Below are 20,813 nucleotides of genomic sequence, written 5' to 3'. Positions count from 1 at the left end.
ATGAGTATTTTATTATTAAAAGCGATAGCTGGAGGGGAAATGAATGAGCCTGTCTAACAAGAGAAAAAGCTTATTCGCAACCATTGCGGGAAGTATAAGTTTACTTCTGCTCAGTGGGCGCGCAAGTGCTGAATTTGGTTTTAATTTAACAGAAGGTGTAACTCCTATTTCAAAAGAGATTTATGGCCTTCATATGTATATTGGCTGGGTTTGCGTTGCTATTGCCTGCCTTGTTTATGGCCTTATGGCATGGATCGTAGTATTTCACCGTAGATCCAAAAGACCTGTCGCAAGTCAGTTCCATGAACATGCACTTCTTGAAGTTGTATGGACAGTTATACCGTTTGTAATCTTGATTTCTATTGCTATACCTGCAACTAAAGCAATGTTTCGTACATACGATACTAGCGATCCCGACTTAACAGTTAAGGTGACTGGATATCAATGGCGTTGGAAATATGATTACATTGATCATAACTTTGGCTTTATCAGTAGTTTATCTACACCTATAGATCAACTACAAAATAAAACAACTAAAGGCGAAAATTATCTTCTCGAAGTGGATCATCCATTAGTACTTCCAATTAATAAGAAAGTACGTTTTGTAATTACTGCTGATGATGTTATTCACGCTTGGTGGCTTCCTGCTTTTGGCTTTAAGCAAGATGCAATTCCCGGATATATTAATGATGCTTGGGCAGTGATTGAAAAACCCGGTACTTATCGAGGTCAATGCACTGAAATTTGTGGACGAGGCCATGCATTTATGCCTATCGTAGTAGAGGCAAAAACCCAAGAAGAGTTTGATAGATGGGTAACCGATCAAGTTGCTTTATTAGGTAATCCACAAGAAAGTAAAGTTATCGCACAATCAGAGCAAGCTAAGTAATATTAGTTTGTAAAAGAATTTCTATATGTAAGAGATTCAATGTAGGAGAAATTTGAGTATGAGTACAGTAGCACACGGTGATCACGCGCACCATCCCACTGGGATTACGCGCTGGTTATTTACCACAAATCATAAGGATATTGGAACATTATATCTATGGTTTAGTTTTATAATGTTTATAATTGGCGGTACAATGGCCTTAATATTCCGGACTGAGCTTTTTCTACCCGGAATGCAGTTTCTAGATCCTCAGACCTTTAATGAATTAGTGAGTATACACGGTCTAGTTATGATTTTCGGTGCATTAATGCCCGTTCTAACAGGTTTAGCCAACTGGCTTATTCCAATGATGATTGGTGCACCTGATATGGCTCTGCCACGTCTCAATAATTGGAGCTTTTGGCTTTTACCTTTTGGATTTGCATTCTTATTAGGTAGCATGTTTGTTCCAGGTGGTGGACCTGCAGGTGGATGGACTATGTACCCTCCTTTATTCATCCAGGGTGGCATAGGATATGATATGGCGATCTTTGCAGTGCATACTTTAGGGGTTTCTTCCATATTAGGGTCTCTTAATATTATTGCAACCCTCCTTAATATGAGAGCACCTGGTATGACAATGATGAAAATGCCTATGTTTTGCTGGGGGTGGTTTATTACCTCTTTCTTAATCATAGGTATTATGCCAGTAATAGCTGGTGCAGTAACTATGGAACTTACTGATCGCCATTTTGGAACTAGCTTTTTTAATGCCGCTGGTGGTGGTGATCCTATTATGTTCCAACATATCTTCTGGTTCTTTGGTCACCCTGAAGTATATGTTCTTGTATTACCTATTTTCGGTTTAATGTCAGATATTATTCCTACTTTTGCTCGCAAGCCACTTTTTGGTAAACACTCCATGATTTATGCGATTGCAGCAATTGCTTTCCTTTCCTATATCGTATGGGCACACCATATGTTTACGGTAGGAATGCCAATCGCAGGTGAGTTATATTTCATGTATGCCACTATTATGATTTCAGTACCTACTGGAGTTAAAATATTTAACTGGCTAGCCACCATGTGGCGAGGATCTGTGACTTTTGAAGCACCAATGATGTGGGCACTTGCCTTTATTGCCTTATTTGCAGTTGGTGGGTTCACAGGTCTTATGATGGGAGTGTCGTTAACTGACTTCCAATACCAAGATACTTATTTCATCGTTTCTCACTTTCACTGGGTAGTGCTTCCAGTAACAGTATTTGGTGCTTTTGCCGCTTTCTACTATTGGGGTCCAAAATGGACTGGTCATATGTATGATGAGACTCTAGCTAAATGGCATTTCTGGATCACAGTTATTGCAACTAACGTTATTTTCTTACCACAAAACTTTGCTGGTTTAGCAGGTATGCCACGTAGAATTGCAGACTATTCTCCTCAATTTACCGAATGGAATCAAATCTCTACTGTGGGTGCTTATATGTTTGCAACAGGTCAATTACTCTTTTTATACATTGTGCTTAAAACCATCAAAGGTAAAGCAGGGGAAAAATTACCCGATCAAGTTTGGGAAGGTGCTGAAGGTTTAGAATGGACTGTACCAACGCCTGCTCCTTATCATACTTTCGAAACTCCTCCTCATGTGAAATAACAGAGAAATAGTAAATGTCTAATAGCGATAGGCAACAATCTGAGAATAATCAGCAACAGCCTGAGTTTTCTCTGAAACAGCGTCGGGCGAAAGCCCGGCGCACCGGGTGGATAGTAGCTCTATATTCTTTAGGAGTTTACCTTTGGTTTATGTATCAGAATATACATACGGCAATAAAATAAGCCATGAGTAGCTCTGAAAAAAAAGCAAATAAGCACATCTTAAAATTAGCTCTATACGCAATAGCTATGTTTGGATTTGGGTATGCTTTAATACCGCTTTATAATGCTTTTTGCACGATTACAGGCTTAAACGGTAAGCCTGAAAATGTAGCAATTGCAGAAGAAAAAGCTGAAGTAGCAAAAATAGATACAAGTCGTGTAATTACTGTTGAATTTTTAGCTACTGCTAATACTCAGCTTCCTTGGGAATTTAGATCAGAAACAAATAAGATTAAAATTCATCCAGGAGAAACTACAAAAGCTGTTTTTTATGTGCGTAATTTAGATAATCATAAAATTGTCGGTCGTGCCGTACCTAGTATTAGCCCTGGATTAGCAGCAAAACATTTACATAAAACTGAATGTTTTTGCTTTACTGAACAACCGCTTGAAGCGGGTGAGGAGCGAGAAATGCCTGTAGTTTTTTATATTGATTCTAAATTACCAGCGGAATACAGCAATGTGATTTTATCTTATACGTTTTTTAATGTTACCGATAAAAATACTAAAGGCCCTTCGGGTTAAAGATTTTTTTAAGAAATTTTTTGTAATTTAAAATATTTTTTTAGCATTAAATGATACGGGAGGAAATGCTTTATGGCACAAGCTCATGGAGACTATTATTTACCCCAGCCTAGTCATTGGCCTATAGTGGCTTCTACTGGACTCTTTCTTTCACTGGGAAGTGTTGCGGCTTGGGTTAATGATATAGAAATAGGGAAATTTGGCCTATTAGTTGGGCTCGCTATTATATTTTTTGTAATGGCTGGTTGGTTTGGGGAAGTGATTCGCGAAAGCGAATCTGGACTCTATAATGATCAAGTAGATCGCTCCTTTCGTTGGAGCATGATTTTCTTTATCACTACTGAAGTTTTTTTCTTTGCTGCTTTCTTTGGCGCTCTCTTCTATACTCGTGTATTTTCACTAGAGTGGCTCTCTGGAATAGGTGATAAGGGAATGGCTCATGAGTTCTTATGGCCAAACTTCTCTGAAATGTGGCCAAGCAGTGGTCCTGCCCATGTTGGTGGAGAGCTTAACACTATGGAAGCATGGGGTATTCCTGCACTTAATACCCTTATCCTACTTACTAGTGGTGTTACTATTACTTGGGCACATCATGGGTTAAGATCTGAAAATAGAAAACAATTAATTCAAGGATTATTCCTCACCTTTGCATTAGGGTTGACCTTCGTTGGTTGTCAAGCCTATGAATATGGTCACGCTATTACCCATATGAACTTGACTTTAGGTTCTGGGATTTATGGGTCTGTATTTTACATGTTAACGGGATTTCATGGGTTTCATGTAACTGTAGGCTCAATCATGTTGATTACCATATGGGTACGTAGTATCAAAGGGCATTTTACACCCCAGCGCCATTTTGCTTTTGAAGCTGTGGCATGGTACTGGCACTTTGTTGATATTGTTTGGCTTGGCTTATTTATATTTGTATATTGGATATAATAGAAAAAGCTAAGCATATTTATTGATTTACTGATCTCTCTTACCTAAATTTTTAGGTAAGAGAGATTTCTACTATATGCAAGTAAATTATTTTTGATCTGATGAATTTGGGCTATTTATTGATGGATTATTTTCCTGAAAGGAATCTAATGCACTATGCGGAGTAATTAACCCTACGGCTCTTCCAATCATAAGTAAAACAAATATACCTATAGAGAGAGAAATTCGCCAAGTAAGTGCTTTTAACATTTTCTCCGCATCTTTATCGCTTCTCCCTAGCAGAGCAACTAACGCAACGCCCAAAGAATAAATAGTAAAAATTAAAAGTCCAATAATAATTAATTTAAAAATCATAATATACTCCGTAGCAGTTATACAATAAATAGCACTACTGTTAGTCTAATCTTGTAAAGATGTATTTACTATATATTTTATATAATATATATTTATATACTGGTATAAATCTCATTATTTACGGTAAATAATATAATTGAAGTCAATTCCTATAATCTATGCTATTTAAGTTTAAACAAAGGAGTGTAACCCTTAAATTAAGTTTCATACTTTTATTTATGTTCATGATCACTGTACTTAGCTCGTTAGGATTTTGGCAGTTGCGGCGTGCCGATTTAAAACGCTCTATCGAAATAGCCCTTAAAGAAAGGGGTAGTGATGTACCTATGCTTATTGGGAATAATACATTAAATCAAGAAACAGATGAATATAGGAAGATAATCGCAGAAGGGTATTTTGATAATCAGCATACAATGTTGGTAGATAACCAAATTTACCAAGGCCAGGTAGGCTATTATATACTTACGCCATTTCTGTATAAAGAAAATAAAGCAATACTTGTTAACCGAGGGTGGATAGTTGCAAATTCAGATCGCCAAAAATTACCTCCTATAGAATCAGTAGATAGCTCGATTATAACCGTACATGGTACCCTATATCATCCTTTTAAAAAACCTCCTTTCTATCTAGGAAAGGAAGAGGGTTGGGAATCTTCTGGATGGCCAAAATTAATTCAATACATGAATTTAGAGAAGTTAGAGCTAGAATTAGGCTACTCCCTACAACCTCTGATCATTCAATTAGATCCAAACCAGCCTAATGGTTTTGCTCGATCCTGGTCGTCCTTCCTACCAGAAATGGGAGTACAACGACATATTGCCTATGCTATTCAATGGTTTAGCATGGCGTTTATTGCCTTTGGAATATTTATTGCTTTAATTAAACGTGAGATTAATAATCAAAATCAGTAATATGTGAGGAGTTAGAAATTGGAAAACGAGCAAGAATCTAAAATAGATACACTGGTAGATACTAATACTACTGTAAAAAAAGAAGTAAAAACAAAAGAATCTCGCTTAATAATTTTAGCTATTCTTACTATTTCTATATTACCTGTAATTATTTCTTGGTGGATGTACAAAAATTTTCAAGATGGAGAAGTAAAAACAAGCAACTATGGCGAACTTATTATTCCAAGTGTTCCATTAAAAGATGGGTTCTTTATTGATGGGTTATCTAAAAAAGACTTATCTACTGATGATATTTTTAAGGGTATATGGACACTAGTTATTTTTGAACCTGCTGGTTGTGATGATCAGTGTCATAACTTACTAAATAAGGTGCGACAAATACGTTTAGCACTCGGAAATAAATATATGTATCGAGTGCGTCGTTTGTGGATAGCAGATGATATAAATACCTTGCAGCAGCAAAAGGATTGGATTGATAATGAACACCCTGATCTTATAGTTGCTGTTGAGAAAGATCAAGAACATGCATTGATCAAACAATTTATCCTTCCGCATGCTCAGAACCCAGCAGGTGACCAGAGAATTTATATTGTGGATCCTTTAAAAAATATTATGATGAGTTACCCATCGGAAGAAGATTCTAAACATATTCTAAAAGATATTAAACGTTTGTTGATTGTCTCCTATATAGGATAATAAATAAGAATTATGAGTCGTCGTTTTGTAATATTTACTTTTACTGCAAGCTTGCTTGCTTTAGTAATTGTTATTTTAGGAGCTTATGTTCGCATCTCAGATGCAGGGTTGAGTTGCCCGGATTGGCCTGGTTGCTACAATCAACTTACAGTGCCAAGCTCTACAGACCAAATTGATCAAGCTCATGAGCTTTATCCTGATCGCCCTGTAGACACAGGAAAAGCTTGGAAGGAAATGATACATCGCTATTGTGCGGGTATATTAGCAATGCTTATTTTAGGGTGTGCGATAGGCGCTTGGTATAATCGTAGAGATTCTAAACAGATGGTGGCCTTACCCTTACTTCTGCTAGGTGTAGCAGGTTGCCAAGCGGCTTTAGGAATGTGGACGGTAACCCTACTTGTTCAGCCTGCAATAGTTACTCTTCATTTATTGGGTGGTATGACTCTCCTCTCTTTAGCTTGGTGGATCACCCTACGGCAAGGGGAAGCAACTCAGATTATAGTAAGAGAATCTAGCAAGTATTCTCATTCTTTCAGAATATGGGCTCTTGCTGGGCTATTACTTCTAATACTACAACTTGCTCTAGGTGGATGGACAAGTACAAACTATGCTGGATTTTCCTGTAACGATTTTCCTACCTGCCAAGGACAATGGTGGCCTACTATGAATTTTGATGAAGCTTTTACATTCTGGAAGCCGTTAGGGGAAAACTATGAAGGTGGTAAAATTACTCCTGAATCGGCAACAGCTATTCATATTGTCCATAGAATAATTGCTATAGTAACTTTAATATTACTTGTGGCACTTGGTATAAAAGCGATGAAAAACTCTGAAAATCCCATGTTGCATAAAGCTGGGTTAGCACTAGTAGTATTAGCTTTTACTCAAGTAGGATTAGGAATATCTACCGCTATATCTGGAGTATCACCTATTTTAGCAGTAGCTCATAATGGTGTAGCAGCTTTACTTTTACTTAGCGTAATTACATTTAATCATTTACTTCATCCTGTAAAATATCCATTCCGAGGAGATAAAGGATTATGACAACAACTACTTTAATTCGAGGAACCTTAACCAACTGGCGAGAGTATCTTGTACTTTGCAAGCCCCGTATTGTTGCTCTCATTATTTTTACTGCCATAGTAGGCATGTTTTTATCTGTACCAGGAGTGGTACCTTTGCCAATTTTCTTTCTTGGAACAATTGGAATTGGTTTGGGTGCTGCATCCGCAGCTGCGATTAATCATCTAATTGATGAAAAAGCAGATGCGGTAATGGGTCGTACTAAAGCACGCCCCCTGCCTACAGGTAAACTCACTCCTAAACAAGCGCTGATTTTTGCTATATCCCTTGCCATACTATCAATGGCTATCTTGTATTTTTTAATTAACCCTTTAACTGCCTATTTAACTTTCTTTTCTATGATTGGTTATGGGATTATATATACTGCCTTCTTGAAAAGAACAACACCTCAAAATATTGTGCTTGGAGGCGCTGCTGGAGCAATGCCCCCTGTACTAGGTTGGGCAGCAGTAACAGGGGAAATGCATGTTCACGCTTTTATTTTATTTTTAATTATTTTTATGTGGACTCCACCACATTTTTGGGCTTTAGCTTTAGCACGTAGAGAAGAGTATGGGCGAGCAAAATTCCCCATGCTTCCTGTTACTCATGGGGTGGAATATACTAAACAACAAGTAGTTCTTTATACCTTTTTATTGTTTGCCGTTAGTTTACTGCCTTTTTCTAGCCACTTAAGTGGTATGCTCTACTTAGTAGGTGCTGTAGGACTAGGTGGGTATTTTCTATATCTTGCGATTGCTCTATATCGTGATACTAACGATAGGCTAGCAATGAAGATGTTTGGCTATTCCATATTTTATTTAGCTGCATTATTTGCATTCCTATTGGCTGATCACTATATGCCCCATTCCTCCTAATTACTTGAAGATCTACAAATATAAAAAAAGGGATCTAATAGTATCCCTTTTTTTATATATACGAATTATTATATTTATTCATAATTAACATTTTTGGTTTTACTCCTACTAGTAATAAAGAAATAAGATAAATAGCCATAGCTAAGCTAATTAAAATGAGTAAATGCTCTATGCGAGATGTTAAATTCCACTGAATCCAGTCAACTAGCGAAGAATTTTTCCACAGGATAAAAAAAGCCATAAGACTACTTGCGATGGTGATTTGAGCACCTAATAAAAACCATTTTGGTTGAGGAATATAAATACTTCTCCGCTTTAAGTAGATAAGTAATAATGTGGCATTTAGCCAAGCGGAAAGAGATGTTGCTAAAGCAAGGCCTACATGTGCTAAGGGAAACATCAATATTATGTTTAAAATAATATTACTTACCATAGATATAATCCCTATCTTCATAGGTGTTTTAGTATCTTGTCTTGCATAAAAACCAGATGCAAGAATTTTAATAAGAATAAATGGTGCTAAACCAAAGCAATAAGCAATAAGACTATAAACAGTCATAATAACATCATGCTTGCCAAACTCTCCATGATAAAACAAAGTAGTAATAATAGGAGTAGCGAGTAATGCTAATCCTATTGCAGCAGGTATACTGATAAGACAAGCCCAGCGTAGTGCCCAATCGAGAGTATGAGAAAAATCTCTAGGAGAGTCTTTGCTGTATTTTTCCGATAAGGTAGGGAGTATAACTGTACTTAAAGCAATGCCAAAAACTCCTAAAGGAAATTCTACTAGCCTATCTCCATAATAAAGCCAAGAGATGCTTCCTGTTGTTAAAAATGAAGCAAGTATTGTATCTACTAAAAGATTAATCTGAGATACAGAACTACCTATAATTGCAGGAAGCATTAGGGTAAATATTTTTTGGACTCCCGTATCTTTCCATGCGAAATATGGTTTAGGAAGAAATTTTAACTGTCTAAGGAAGGGAATCTGAAATAATAATTGAATAAGTCCTGCAAAAAATACCCCCCAAGCTAAAGCAATTATTGGAGTAGTCAGGGTAGGGGCAATCCATAATGCTGAAATAATAAGTGTAATATTTAAAAATATAGGAGTAATAGCAGGAACACTAAACCGCTTATAGGTATTTAGTATTCCTGCTGCTAGTGCGGTTAGAGAAATAAAAAATAAATAAGGAAAAGTAATTTGCAATAACTTAATTGCTAATTTATATTGATCTAGATCTTTAACAAAACCAGGTGCAAATATTATAACCAATAAGGGAGCACCTACTATTCCTAATCCTGTAACGAATAAAAGTACTATTCCTAAAGTACCTGTAACTCGATCAATCAATGTTTTAGTTTCGATTAGATCTTTACTTACAACATAGGAAGAAAACACTGGCACGAAGGCTTGAGAAAAAGCACCTTCAGCAAATAAACGGCGTAGGAAGTTTGGAATTTTAAATGCTACAAAAAAGGTATCTGCTGCTAATCCAGCACCGAAAGCTTGTGCGATCACCATATCTCGAATAAAACCTAATATGCGAGAAAGAAGGGTGGATCCACCAACAACCGCAGTAGATTTAAGTAATTGAATGCTCATGATTGATTAGTAGATAAAAAAAACCTACCATATTGTCTTTAAATAGTATTTACAAGTATCATTGTAGTTTTAGTTATGAAATTAATAGGAGATATACATTTTGGCTAATACCGCACAAGCACGTAAACGAGCTCGGCAAGCAGAAAAACACCGCAAACATAATTCGAGTCAACGCTCTGAGATGCGTACTTATATTAAAAAGACTTTAAAAGCGATTGTGGCAGGTAATAGAGAACAAGCTATTGTAGCATACAAGATCATGGTACCAACCTTAGATCGTTTAGCTCGTAAAGGCTTAATTCATATTAATAAAGCAGCTCGCTATAAAAGCAGGATAAATACTAAAATCCGTTTAATGGCTTAATACTATTTAGATAAGCTGCAGTATCTAGAGCAATACTAAATTATCCCTATGGATTAACTCTTGTTCGTTAACATATCCTAATATTTGCTCAATATGACTACTTGGATAGCCGAGGATGCAGTTTGTTTCCTCGGCACTATAATTAATAAGTCCACGAGCAATTTCTCTATTTTGCATATCTACACAACTGACTAAATCTCCTCGAGTAAAGTGGCCATTGCATGCAATAACACCTATAGGCAGTAAACTTTTACCAGAGCTACATAATACATTTACTGCACCAGTATCTAATTGTATTTTCCCTTTAGTTTGCAGCTGACCAGCAAGCCACTGTTTTCGAGCAGTAAGAATTCCTGTATTGGGCCATAATAGCGTGCCTATCTTTTCTCCAGAGGTAATTCGTGGAATAACATCCTTCTCTTTTCCAGCAGCAATCACTGTGATTGCCCCAGAGCGTTCGGCTTGTCGAGCTGCTCTTAGTTTTGTAAACATACCCCCACGACCAAGGGTACCTGTCTTAGCACTAGCCATCACATCGAGATTTGGGTTACTAGCTGCTGTTTCTGAAATCAATTCAGCATAAGTATTTTCTCTCGGATCTTCAGTAAACAACCCAGCTTGATCTGTCAAAATAACCAGTACTTCTGCCTCTACTAAGTTAGCTACTAAGGCAGATAGGGTATCATTATCTCCTCTAATCTCTTCAGTTGCAATCGTATCGTTTTCATTAATAATAGGTACAATTTTTAACTGTAGTAGAGTACGCAATGTACTGCGTGCATTTAAATAGCGATTGCGATTTATTAAATCATCATAGGTAAGTAATATTTGTGCAGCCTGTTGTCCATAGCTCTGAAAGTAGGATTCATAAACCTGAACTAATTCCATTTGACCAACTGCAGCAGCTGCTTGTAAATGATGTAATGCACTAGGCCGTTGGTGCCAATTAAGCCTTTGCATTCCAGCGGCGATGGAGCCAGAGGAAACCAATACGATTTGGTAGCCTAAATTTTGTAGTTTAGCAATATCATATGCTAGTATTTGAATATAACTAGTATTTAGTTTACGACTCTCAGTGGTAAGTAAGGAACTTCCTACTTTAATTACCCAACGACGACTAGTGGCTAAACGACTACGATAATCGCTCATTATTAATTTTTAGCTGAAACAGTCTCTAAATATGCCATTATTGCTGCAATAAGTGATTGACAACCCTGCCCCGTGACAGAGGAAATATAATAAACAGGTTTTTGCCAAGAAAGGTGAGTACAAATATTTTTACAGAGATCCCTTAATTCAGCTTCGGAAAGCAAATCTATTTTATTAAACACCAGCCATTGCTCTTGATTTGCTAGTTTAAGGCTAAATTGCTCTAGTTCTTTTGCAATAGTCTGTATGTTAGTAATTAGATCAGCTTGATCGGGGAGAATGTCTACTAAATGAATAAGTAGCCGAGTACGACTAAGGTGTTTAAGAAATTGGATCCCTAACCCTGTCCCTTGAGAGGCACCTTCGATGATACCAGGAATATCTGCAATTACAAAACTTTGATCTAGTCCAACCCTAACTACGCCAAGGTTAGGATAAAGTGTTGTAAAAGGATAGCTTGCAACTTTGGGGTTAGCTGCCGATATTTGGCGAGTAAAAGTAGATTTACCTGCATTAGGTAGTCCCAGTAATCCTACATCAGCTAATAATTTTAGTTCAAGCCTTAAGGAAAGCTCTTCCCCAAGCTCACCCTTAGTAAATTTGCGTGGTGCCCGATTAGTACTACTCTTAAAGTGAGCATTTCCTAATCCATAACGTCCACCTTTAGCTACTAATAGAGTTTGCTTAGATGTGGTAAGATCTCCAAAAAAATCTCCTGTTTCTAATTCCCAAGCTTCAGTACCTACAGGTACTGGAATATAGAGATCTTGTCCATTCTTACCTGATTGAAGCCGACCTCTACCATTTTCACCTCTTTGAGCAATAAAGTGACGGCGATGCCGGAAATCGATTAGGGTATTAATTCTCTCATCAGCAATTAAGTAGGCATTTCCACCTTTGCCGCCATTGCCCCCATCAGGGCCTCCAAAGGGGATAAACTTCTCTCTGCGAAAGCTAAGGCAGCCACTGCCTCCTGCCCCAGCTTGCACCTTAATAATGGCCTCATCTACGAACTTCATTCTATTGAAACCAAATATTAAGAAGTAAAATAGAAAATAGTTAAAAAACTACAGGTATGCTACGAATCGGTTACTTAAATATAAGCTAGATACTACTCTGTAACAATATTAACATAAGTACGGTTACGAGGTCCTTTTACAGCAAATTGTACCTTCCCTGATACTGTTGCAAATAGGGTATGATCCCTTCCTAGCCCTACATTATCTCCAGGATGAAATTTAGTACCTCTTTGCCTTACTAGAATATTTCCAGCAAGTACTTGTTCTCCCCCGTATTTCTTTACACCTAATCGCTTAGATTCTGAATCTCTACCATTTCGGGAACTACCACCCGCTTTCTTATGTGCCATAATTTATTACTCCTATTCTTAGCTAGCAGAAATACTATCAATATGTAATTCAGTAAAATATTGCCGATGCCCCATTTGTTTTTTAGAATGCTTACGACGGCGAAATTTAATAATTTTAACTTTTTTTCCTCGTCCGTGGCTTTTTACTGTAGTATCCACCTTAGCATTTTCGATATAGGGAGTACCGATTTGAGTGTTACCATCAGAAGCTATTAACAATACTTGATCGAGAACAAACTGAGTACCCTCATCAGCATCTATTTTTTCTATTTTAAGGGTATCCCCTTCTTGAACACGATATTGTTTTCCACCACTTTTGATCACTGCATACATAACAGAATGCTTACCTTTTTTTAAAAAACCAATTTTAGAGTCATTCAGGATATTAGAGTTTATGCTATCCTAAGGAACTATTTAATCTTATATGAATAAAAAATAGCCCTAAGGATACTCCAACAAATATAGTCAAGAAACTATAATAAATAATTATAATATGGACAATAGCATAATGCTATTCAACAATAGTGAAATTCTCCTAAATTTTTAGTGAAAAAGTAAGCTCCCTTGAATATACAGCATACATACGATTTAATAGCTGATGATATGCAGTCTGTTAATGGAATGATCCAACAACAATTGCATTCTGAGGTAGTACTTATCAATCAATTAGGGCATTACATTATTAATAGTGGCGGTAAACGGTTACGCCCAATAGTAGTATTACTTAGTGCCCATGCTTTTAATTATAAGGGCATAAATCATATTGATATCGCTACTATTGTTGAGTTTATCCATACTGCTACCTTATTACATGATGATGTAGTAGATTCCTCTCAACTACGAAGGGGGCAAAAAACAGCAAATAACATATGGGGCAGTGAGGCTAGTGTTTTAGTAGGGGATTTTCTCTATTCTCGTGCTTTTGAAATGATGGTTAGTGTGGGTAGTATGCGAGTTATGGAAATTTTAGCCCATACAACAAATACAATTGCAGAAGGAGAGGTCATGCAACTATTAAATTGCCATGATCCAGATACTACAGAAGAACGATATTTAAACGTGATTCGTAGTAAGACTGCAAAATTATTTGAAGCGGCTGTCCAGCTAGGTGCGGTGCTTTGCAGTGCTTCAGATATAGAAGAAAAAGCAATGGCTGCTTATGGTATGCATCTAGGTACTGCATTTCAACTTACTGATGATGTGTTGGATTATAGTGCTTCAAGTGAGGATTTAGGTAAGAATATTGGGGATGACTTGGCAGAGGGTAAACCAACTTTACCGTTAATTTACGCCATGCGCCACGGTTCTGAACTAGAATCCGAAATTATTTTTAATGCGATAAAAGAGGGTGGACTTGGGAATTTGAATCAAGTTATTAAAGCTATTCAAGCCACTGGGGCAATAGACTATACAGCAGAAGCTGCTCGTCTAGAATCGCAGAAAGCTATTCAAGCACTTGAATATATTCCTCACTCACTCTATCGAGAATCCTTATCAGATTTAGCACGGTTTGCTGTTTCTCGCACTTACTAAAAGAACGGGGTGTGGCTCAGTTTGGTAGAGCACTGCCTTCGGGAGGCAGGAGTCGCTGGTTCGAATCCAGTCACCCCGATCAAGTAGTAAATATAGTGCACTTTACTTTCCTAGGTTTCAAAGTTAATTTTTATGTCCTATATTATTTAAGGGACTATTCTTTTTAATTTTTATAGGCTCTAGTTAAAAGCACCGTAGTTGATAACTACAAACTAATTTGACATATATACTAAAAGATTTTCGTAATATGCCTTTAGTATTTTATGCTGCTCAATGCAATAGAGGTAGCCATCTTTCTTATGATAAAACGCTCTATTACTACTCTCTTAGCTCTAGGATTATTATCTAGCTTACTTTTTTTTTCTTGGAAATATTATGAGAAATATAAATCTAGTAAATTAATAACCTCACCTCTAGCCACAGTAGCAATTGATCAGGTGCATATTGATAGTTGGCAACCCATTGCAGAATCAATTGGTAGTTTAGTAGCTATTCAGGGAACGAATGTTACTAACGAAATTGAAGGGCTAATTACAAAAATAAATTTTAAATCTGGACAATGGGTAGAGAAAGGAACTCTTTTAGTACAGCTCAATGATAGTATCGAACGAGCAGATCTAAGAGGATTAATTGCTGCTAATACTCTTGCATCAGTGCAATTAAAACGCAATGCTCAGCTTGTTAAAGGGGATTTAGTTTCCAAATCCGACTATGATATTACTCAAGCACAGCTAGAAAATGATAAGGCAAAGGTGGATTCTAAGCGTGCTTTAATCCAAAAAAAGCACATTACGGCTCCTTTTTCTGGGCTACTTGGCGTACGGCAAATAAACCTCGGAGAGTATTTAACTCCCGGATCTCCTATTGTATTGTTACAAGCCTTAGATCCCATCTATGTAGATTATATGCTTCCAGAGCGTTACTTTTCTTTCCTCTCCGTCAATCAAAAAATTTCAATAAAAGTTAAAAGCTATCCCGATAAAGTTTTTACAGGCCACATTACAGCAATAGATCCTGGTTTCGATCCTCAAACTCGAAATATTAAAATTCGTGCTATTTTTAATAATCCTGATTTATTATTACGCCCAGGGATGTTTGCGGAAGTAAGTACCTTATTACCCGAACAAAAACAAGCACTCATTGTTCCTAAAATAGCGATTGCTTACAATCCCTATGGAGAAATGATCTATGTAGTCGAAAAGCAAGGTAATGACTTTATTGCTCACCAAAGGGCAGTACGGGTGAAAGATGCTTATGGAGATCAGGTGGAAATTGTTAAGGGGTTAGCAGAGGGAGAATATGTGGTTATTGCAGGTCAGTTAAAACTCCATAATGAACAAAAAGTAAGAATCAGTAATAAGAAAATACCTATCTCACAAACCGATGAGCCATGAAATTTACTGATCTCTTTATTCGTCGCCCGGTATTTGCTAGCGTTGTTAATTTGCTTATCCTACTTATTGGGTTGCGATCTTTTACTTTATTAGAACTACGCCAATATCCTGCAACCACTACAACCGTAATTACGGTAACTACAAATTATAAAGGAGCAAGCAGTGAGCTTATGAATAGCTTCATTACTACTCCTTTAGAGCAAGCTATTGCTGAAGCAAAAGGGATTGATTACATCATTGCTACTAGTGATGAGGGAGTTTCAACTATAGAAGTTCATATGGAATTGAATTATGACCCAGGTGCAGCAGTTGCAGAGATTCAAGCCAAAGTAAATAGCCAGCTTAACTTTTTTCCACCAAATACTGATAGCCCACTTATCGATACGAGTACAGGGCGAACAACTGCTCTAATGTATCTATCTTTCTCAAGCGATATAGCATCCTTACATGAAATTACTGATTACATATTACGATCTGTAAAACCTAAAATTCAGGCATTGCCAGGGGTAAGTAAAGTTACCCTTTCTGGAGATAAATCTCCAGCAATGCGGATTTGGCTTAATCCAAAACGAATGGCTGCCTACGGAGTAACTCCAAGCGATGTTAGAGAGGTACTGGAAAGTAATAATTATATTGCTGGTGCTGGCCAAACTAAAGGTGGCTACACTTCTATTAACTTAATTAGTAATACTAATATAAATTATGAGCAGGATTATCGTAACTTAGTAGTATATGGGAAAAATGGTGCTATTGTTCGCTTAAAAGATATTGGCAATCCTAGATTGGGAGAAGAAGACTATAATGCAATTAATTGGCGTAATGGTCAGCCAGGAATTTTTGTGGGTATTGAAGAATCCCCTGGTTCTAACCCACTTGAGGTTGCTAGTAAAGTTCACGCTTTAATTCCAGAAATACAAAAACAGCTACCTCCTGGATTTGAAGGACGTATTGTCTCTGATTATAGCATCTATATGTCAGATTCAATTGATGAGGTATTCCATACCCTTGGGGAAGCAATTATTATTGTACTCATCGTAATTTTTCTATTTTTAGGCTCACTACGAGCCGCTCTGATTCCTTCTGTTGCCGTACCTCTTTCCTTAATAGGATCTGGCTTTTTAATGCTCGCTCTTGGCTTTTCTATTAATTTACTTACTCTACTAGCTATGGTACTTGCTATCGGGTTAGTGGTAGATGATGCCATTATTGTAGTGGAAAATGTTCAACGTCATTTAGAAATGGGTAAATCTCACTTTAAGGCAGCTCTTGATGGTGCTCAAGAATTGGGCTTACCCATTATCGCCATGACTACAACTCTAGTAGCTGTATATGCCCCCATTGGTTTTATGGGAGGATTAGTAGGTACTCTATTTACTGAATTTGCATTTACTGCTGCTTGTGCTGTCATTATTTCTGGAATTGTTGCAATTACTCTCTCACCTATGTTGTCATCTAAGGTGTTAAAAGCGGCTGATCAAAAAGGAAAATTTGAAGTCTTGGTAGAGCATTTACTTACACGGCTAGCTAAATTCTATAGAAATATTCTACACCGTACTTTAAATCATATTCCAATTATCATAGTTTTCGCAGCTTTTATTCTTTTAACTTTATATCCATTATATATGAGCGGGCAAAAAGAACTCGCTCCTGCTGAAGATCAAAGTGTAGTAGAGTTTGAAGCCACTGGTCCAGAGGTAGCAAATGTTGATTACGATAGGGTTTACGCTAAGCAAATTTTTGATATCGCAAAAACCCTGCCAGAATATAGAGAAGTTTATGAGTTAATTGGTATGGCGGGAGCTCTTAATGTAATCAGAGGAGGATTTAAAATGTATCCTCCCGATCAAAGAAAACGCTCTCAAATGGAAGTACGCCCTGATTTACAACGGAGACTACAAGAAGGAATTGCTGCCTATGAAATCTCTGTCTACCATCGCCCAACTTTGCCAGGAGTAGGAGGAGCTCCTATTCAATTTATTGTGGAAACTGATACAGATTTTCTCTCTTTAGATCAAGTTGCTCAAGAATTACTTGAAAGGGCAATGGAGAGTGGAAAATTCTCTTTCCTCCAGAAATCCATTAAATATGAACAGCCTCGGATTTCAATCAATGTGGATCGAGATCTTGCCGGCGATTTAGGGATTACTATGGAAAATATTGGAGAAGACTTAACCACCATGCTTGGAGAACGTTGGGTTAATAGGTTCGATTTAGAGGGTCGTAGTTATAAAGTCATTCCTCAAGTAATTCGTAACTATCGTCTTGATGAACATATGCTGGAGAATTACTATACCCGAACAAAGAATGGGAATTTTATTCCTCTATCTACTTTAGTTTCCCTCGAAAAAACTATAGTGCCTAGTAAAAGAATTCAATTTCAGCAACTCAACGCCTTAACCTTACAAGGTGTTGCCAGCTCTGGAGTCACTATAGGAGATGCACTTTCCTACCTTGAAACTCAAGCTCGAGAAATTTTCCCTCGGGGATTTAGCTGGGATTATGCAGGTGAGTCTCGTCAATATGCCCAGGAAGGAAATGCCTTAGCGATTACTTTTCTATTCGCTTTAATCGTAATCTACCTTGTGCTTGCAGCTCAGTTTGAAAGCTGGAGAGATCCTATTATTGTCCTTATGTCAGTACCTATGTCCATCGCAGGTGCTTTAATATTCCTCGCCTTAGGATTTACCACGGTCAATATCTACACTGAAATGGGATTGATTACTTTAATTGGACTTATTGCAAAAAATGGGATTTTAATTGTTGAGTTTGCTAACCAATTACAGATTCATGAAGGGCTTAAAAAAAGAGAAGCAGTAGAAAAAGCGGCTAGCATTCGACTACGTCCTATTCTAATGACTACCTCCGCTATGATAGTAGGTGTTATCCCTTTGTTAATGGCAAGTGGAGCAGGGGCAGTCAGCAGGTACGGAATCGGTTTAATGATTGCGACTGGTCTAGGAATTGGTACCTTTTTTACCTTATTTATTGTACCTGCAGTTTATGTAATTATTGCAAAAGAACATAAGCAAGAGGAGATGCTTGACATCAAATAAAGCATTTTTAGGAAAGCAGTACTTCCTTGTACTACGATTCCTGCATTTTATTATCTAGCCTTCTTTAGGTTCTTCATAATTGGTATTATGTGCAAAAAACCATTCATAACCCTTAAGCATATAATCCCAATATAAGATAGGAAGTCCTGTCACCTTAATCCACCAATTAAGTAAACGCTCTTTACTAGGCTCTAAAGGCAGTGTAGGGGTAACTTTTCCGCCATAAATAAACTCAGCCATTATTAATTTCCCATAACCTGTAGTCAGCGGGCAAGAAGCATAGCCATCATAGCCTTCCTCTAGATTCCCACCTTGGATAAGGTGCAACAAATTCTTTACGACCACAGGGGCTTGCTTACGAACGGCAGCTGCTGTTTTTGAATTAGGAGTACCTGCAGAATCTCCTAAAGAAAATACATTTTTATACTGAGTATGCTGCATAGAATTTTTATGCACATCTATATAACCTGCCTCATTAGCCAGTGGACTAGACTTTACTGCTTCTGGAGGGCTTTGAGGAGGAGTAACATGGAGTATGTCAAAATCTAAAGTAATTTTTTCTCCGGTGTTATCTCCGCCCACTATTTCAAAAGTCGCTTGTTTGTTTTTTCCATCCACGGCAATTAGATTATGTTGAAATTTAGCATGAATTCCATAGCGAGCCACTACTTTGTCTAACTCTTTTGAGAAGAAAGGTACACCAAACATCACGGGTGCATGAGTACAAAAATAAAGGGTAGATTCGGTTAATGTCTTCTTTTTACGTAAATGATCAGCAGCTAGATAAGCGATTTTCTGTGGTGCGCCTGGGCATTTAAAAGGCATAGGTGGTTGAGTAAAAATAGCGGTTGCTCCTTGATTAAGCCCTTGTATACATTCCCAAGTATATGGAGCATATTCAGGGGAATAGTTACTACACACTCCATTTCTACCAAGAGTTTCTTTTAATCCTTCTACTTTGTCCCAATTTAATTCTAACCCAGGACAGACCACAAGGTAGTCATAGTCTATTAGCTGTCCAGAGGCTAATTTCACTTGATTATTTTGAGGACTAAAACTAGTTACAGAGTCCTGAATCCACTCTATATTAGGAGGAATTAAACTTTCTTCAGAGCGACGAGTTTTTTCTAAAGAATATGCTCCAGCACCTACTAATGTAAAGGCAGGCTGGTAATAATGATTACTGGATGGCTCAATAATAGCAATATCTAATTTTTTGCCTCCTTTTTTTCTTCTAAGGGAAGCTGCTACCGTGATACCTGCAGCACCACCACCAACAATAACGATCTGATGATGTTTTGTATTTGCCATATATACTCCTCATTTTTAAGTAGTTTCTTAAATAAATCTTTACTTAAGTAAAGATTTATTTAAGTGATTTCATACCCAAAATTACCTATATAGAGTATGCCATAGCTAGCTATCTTTGGTATATAATCCATAAAACTCTGTTTTTTATTCTTGAATAATCTATAAAATAACTACTGATTAACAATCTAAATTCTGATTTATTCTAGTTTTATAGGTTGCCCAATTAATTTTTAAAGTTATAAAAAACAAAAGCTAAATGAAATCTTTTCAAATTACTGTCTTAGGTATATTACTTTACTTTGGGTTGCATCCCAACGCCTATGGATTAACCGCGAGTATTTATAGTCAAATACTGACTATGGCAGAATCAGGGGATCTCTCTAGTAGCTGTGTTAATATCGCTGGAGATTATCCTGGATTTAACATTATCTCTAGTGAATACGGCAAGAATCCACAAATTTGCCTAGATAAGAGTAGAGAACATGTCAATGCAATTGAATTTTGGCATGTCACCTTTGTAGCAACCGAATCATCAAGTCAGATTCGTACCATAAATTTTGAACATGAGTTTTTAAATGGTCCTCAAGGATTAATTTTTGGCTCAACCCAGATAAAAGGTTTTTTTGCTACAGAAAATGGAATAGGGATACCTACTAAAAATCAAATTTGGTTTATGGGTATACTCAATCAAGCAAACCATGATGATTTTCTCGCTCAAGAGCTTAATTATACTGTGGATGAAGCATTAGAATCAGCACTATTTAATGAGGAAGCAGAAAGTAAATTCGTGCTTTCCGGATCAAGATCTTTAAGAGGAGTATTAAACTTTATCCTTCTTCATAAGGGGGATAAATTAGTATTGGATCCAGAAACTAGAGTCAGCCTAAATCCTTTTGAGAAGAAAAGAGAATAAAATCAAA

General features: G+C 37.1%; 21 protein-coding genes and 1 tRNA gene. 15 read left to right on the top strand and 7 right to left on the bottom strand.

The window, feature by feature from the left end; genetic code table 11:
• Window positions 1–43: 43 nt before the first annotated feature.
• The 5 genes from coxB to NSCAC_RS08440 all read left to right on the top strand — a co-directional run bounded on the left by coxB (window position 44) and on the right by NSCAC_RS08440 (window position 4,207).
• A complete protein-coding gene (coxB, locus tag NSCAC_RS08460) occupies window positions 44–889 on the top strand; it encodes a cytochrome c oxidase subunit II (protein ID WP_197744365.1) in 846 nt (281 codons plus the stop codon).
• Window positions 890–947: 58 nt separating this feature from the next.
• Complete coding sequence (ctaD, locus tag NSCAC_RS08455) at window positions 948–2,522, top strand: cytochrome c oxidase subunit I (RefSeq protein ID WP_197744364.1); 1,575 nt, start codon at window positions 948–950, stop codon at window positions 2,520–2,522.
• A 14-nt stretch (window positions 2,523–2,536) separates the two neighbouring features.
• Entirely contained in the window at window positions 2,537–2,704 is a 168-nt protein-coding gene (locus NSCAC_RS08450; RefSeq protein ID WP_197744363.1) for a hypothetical protein, read from the top strand.
• A gap of 3 nt (window positions 2,705–2,707) precedes the next feature.
• Complete coding sequence (locus tag NSCAC_RS08445; protein ID WP_197744362.1) at window positions 2,708–3,268, top strand: cytochrome c oxidase assembly protein; 561 nt, start codon at window positions 2,708–2,710, stop codon at window positions 3,266–3,268.
• A 72-nt stretch (window positions 3,269–3,340) separates the two neighbouring features.
• Window positions 3,341–4,207: a cytochrome c oxidase subunit 3 gene (locus NSCAC_RS08440; protein WP_197744361.1), complete on the top strand. Its 867-nt coding sequence runs from the start codon at window positions 3,341–3,343 to the stop codon at window positions 4,205–4,207.
• Window positions 4,208–4,294: 87 nt separating this feature from the next.
• On the opposite strand, the gene NSCAC_RS08435 is transcribed toward NSCAC_RS08440, so the two are convergent.
• Window positions 4,295–4,561 (bottom strand): DUF2909 domain-containing protein, encoded by a 267-nt coding sequence (locus NSCAC_RS08435; protein ID WP_197744360.1) that lies wholly within the window; start codon window positions 4,559–4,561, stop codon window positions 4,295–4,297.
• 224 nt (window positions 4,562–4,785) lie between these two features.
• On the opposite strand from NSCAC_RS08435, the gene NSCAC_RS08430 reads away from it, so the two are divergent.
• From NSCAC_RS08430 to cyoE, 4 genes are read left to right on the top strand one after another with little or no spacing between them, the layout of a single operon-like run.
• Entirely contained in the window at window positions 4,786–5,472 is a 687-nt protein-coding gene (locus NSCAC_RS08430) for an SURF1 family protein (RefSeq protein WP_197744359.1), read from the top strand.
• A gap of 18 nt (window positions 5,473–5,490) precedes the next feature.
• Window positions 5,491–6,168 carry an SCO family protein gene (locus tag NSCAC_RS08425; RefSeq protein WP_197744358.1) on the top strand — a complete coding sequence of 226 codons (678 nt, stop codon included), beginning with the start codon at window positions 5,491–5,493 and terminating at the stop codon, window positions 6,166–6,168.
• Between the two features lie 12 nt (window positions 6,169–6,180).
• Window positions 6,181–7,215: a COX15/CtaA family protein gene (locus tag NSCAC_RS08420; RefSeq protein WP_197744357.1), complete on the top strand. Its 1,035-nt coding sequence runs from the start codon at window positions 6,181–6,183 to the stop codon at window positions 7,213–7,215.
• Window positions 7,212–8,111 carry a heme o synthase gene (gene cyoE / locus NSCAC_RS08415; protein WP_197744356.1) on the top strand — a complete coding sequence of 300 codons (900 nt, stop codon included), beginning with the start codon at window positions 7,212–7,214 and terminating at the stop codon, window positions 8,109–8,111. The genes NSCAC_RS08420 and cyoE overlap by 4 nt, the downstream gene beginning before the upstream one ends.
• 52 nt (window positions 8,112–8,163) lie before the next feature.
• Here the strand turns inward: cyoE and murJ are convergent, their stop codons facing one another.
• The gene (gene murJ, locus NSCAC_RS08410) at window positions 8,164–9,720 is read right to left on the bottom strand and encodes a murein biosynthesis integral membrane protein MurJ (RefSeq protein WP_197744355.1); all 1,557 of its coding nucleotides are present in this window, start codon (window positions 9,718–9,720) and stop codon (window positions 8,164–8,166) included.
• A 100-nt stretch (window positions 9,721–9,820) separates the two neighbouring features.
• On the opposite strand from murJ, the gene rpsT reads away from it, so the two are divergent.
• Window positions 9,821–10,084: a 30S ribosomal protein S20 gene (gene rpsT, locus NSCAC_RS08405; protein WP_197744354.1), complete on the top strand. Its 264-nt coding sequence runs from the start codon at window positions 9,821–9,823 to the stop codon at window positions 10,082–10,084.
• A gap of 24 nt (window positions 10,085–10,108) precedes the next feature.
• Here rpsT and proB read toward each other — a convergent pair whose 3' ends face one another.
• The 4 genes from proB to rplU all read right to left on the bottom strand — a co-directional run bounded on the left by proB (window position 10,109) and on the right by rplU (window position 12,935).
• Window positions 10,109–11,233: a glutamate 5-kinase gene (gene proB, locus NSCAC_RS08400; RefSeq protein ID WP_197744353.1), complete on the bottom strand. Its 1,125-nt coding sequence runs from the start codon at window positions 11,231–11,233 to the stop codon at window positions 10,109–10,111.
• A gap of 2 nt (window positions 11,234–11,235) precedes the next feature.
• Entirely contained in the window at window positions 11,236–12,252 is a 1,017-nt protein-coding gene (cgtA, locus tag NSCAC_RS08395) for an Obg family GTPase CgtA (protein WP_197744352.1), read from the bottom strand.
• A 92-nt stretch (window positions 12,253–12,344) separates the two neighbouring features.
• A complete protein-coding gene (gene rpmA, locus NSCAC_RS08390) occupies window positions 12,345–12,602 on the bottom strand; it encodes a 50S ribosomal protein L27 (RefSeq protein ID WP_197744351.1) in 258 nt (85 codons plus the stop codon).
• A gap of 18 nt (window positions 12,603–12,620) precedes the next feature.
• Window positions 12,621–12,935, bottom strand: a complete 315-nt coding sequence (rplU, locus tag NSCAC_RS08385) for a 50S ribosomal protein L21 (RefSeq protein WP_197744350.1) — start codon at window positions 12,933–12,935, stop codon at window positions 12,621–12,623.
• Between the two features lie 231 nt (window positions 12,936–13,166).
• Here rplU and ispB point away from each other — a divergent pair, with 231 nt between their 5' ends.
• The 4 genes from ispB (at window position 13,167) to NSCAC_RS08365 (ending at window position 18,582) form a co-directional block, all read left to right on the top strand.
• Window positions 13,167–14,135 (top strand): octaprenyl diphosphate synthase, encoded by a 969-nt coding sequence (gene ispB / locus NSCAC_RS08380; RefSeq protein WP_197744349.1) that lies wholly within the window; start codon window positions 13,167–13,169, stop codon window positions 14,133–14,135.
• 5 nt (window positions 14,136–14,140) lie between these two features.
• Window positions 14,141–14,214: transfer RNA gene (locus NSCAC_RS08375), tRNA-Pro, on the top strand.
• A 220-nt stretch (window positions 14,215–14,434) separates the two neighbouring features.
• On the top strand, window positions 14,435–15,529 hold the full coding sequence (locus NSCAC_RS08370) for an efflux RND transporter periplasmic adaptor subunit (protein WP_197744348.1): 1,095 nt from the start codon (window positions 14,435–14,437) through the stop codon (window positions 15,527–15,529).
• Window positions 15,526–18,582: an efflux RND transporter permease subunit gene (locus NSCAC_RS08365; RefSeq protein ID WP_197744347.1), complete on the top strand. Its 3,057-nt coding sequence runs from the start codon at window positions 15,526–15,528 to the stop codon at window positions 18,580–18,582. Before NSCAC_RS08370 ends, NSCAC_RS08365 begins: the two co-directional genes overlap by 4 nt.
• A 54-nt stretch (window positions 18,583–18,636) precedes the next feature.
• Here NSCAC_RS08365 and NSCAC_RS08360 read toward each other — a convergent pair whose 3' ends face one another.
• Window positions 18,637–19,893 (bottom strand): NAD(P)/FAD-dependent oxidoreductase, encoded by a 1,257-nt coding sequence (locus NSCAC_RS08360; RefSeq protein ID WP_197744346.1) that lies wholly within the window; start codon window positions 19,891–19,893, stop codon window positions 18,637–18,639.
• 256 nt (window positions 19,894–20,149) lie between these two features.
• Between NSCAC_RS08360 and NSCAC_RS08355 the strand changes: the two genes are divergently transcribed.
• Window positions 20,150–20,806: a hypothetical protein gene (locus NSCAC_RS08355; RefSeq protein ID WP_197744345.1), complete on the top strand. Its 657-nt coding sequence runs from the start codon at window positions 20,150–20,152 to the stop codon at window positions 20,804–20,806.
• Window positions 20,807–20,813 lie beyond the last annotated feature (7 nt).

This window comes from Candidatus Nitrosacidococcus tergens, from assembly GCF_902810445.1.
Classification (GTDB): domain Bacteria; phylum Pseudomonadota; class Gammaproteobacteria; order Nitrosococcales; family Nitrosococcaceae; genus Nitrosacidococcus; species Nitrosacidococcus tergens.
The sequence above is the reverse complement of the archived record's forward strand: the minus strand, read 5'-3'. Positions and strand labels throughout refer to the sequence as shown.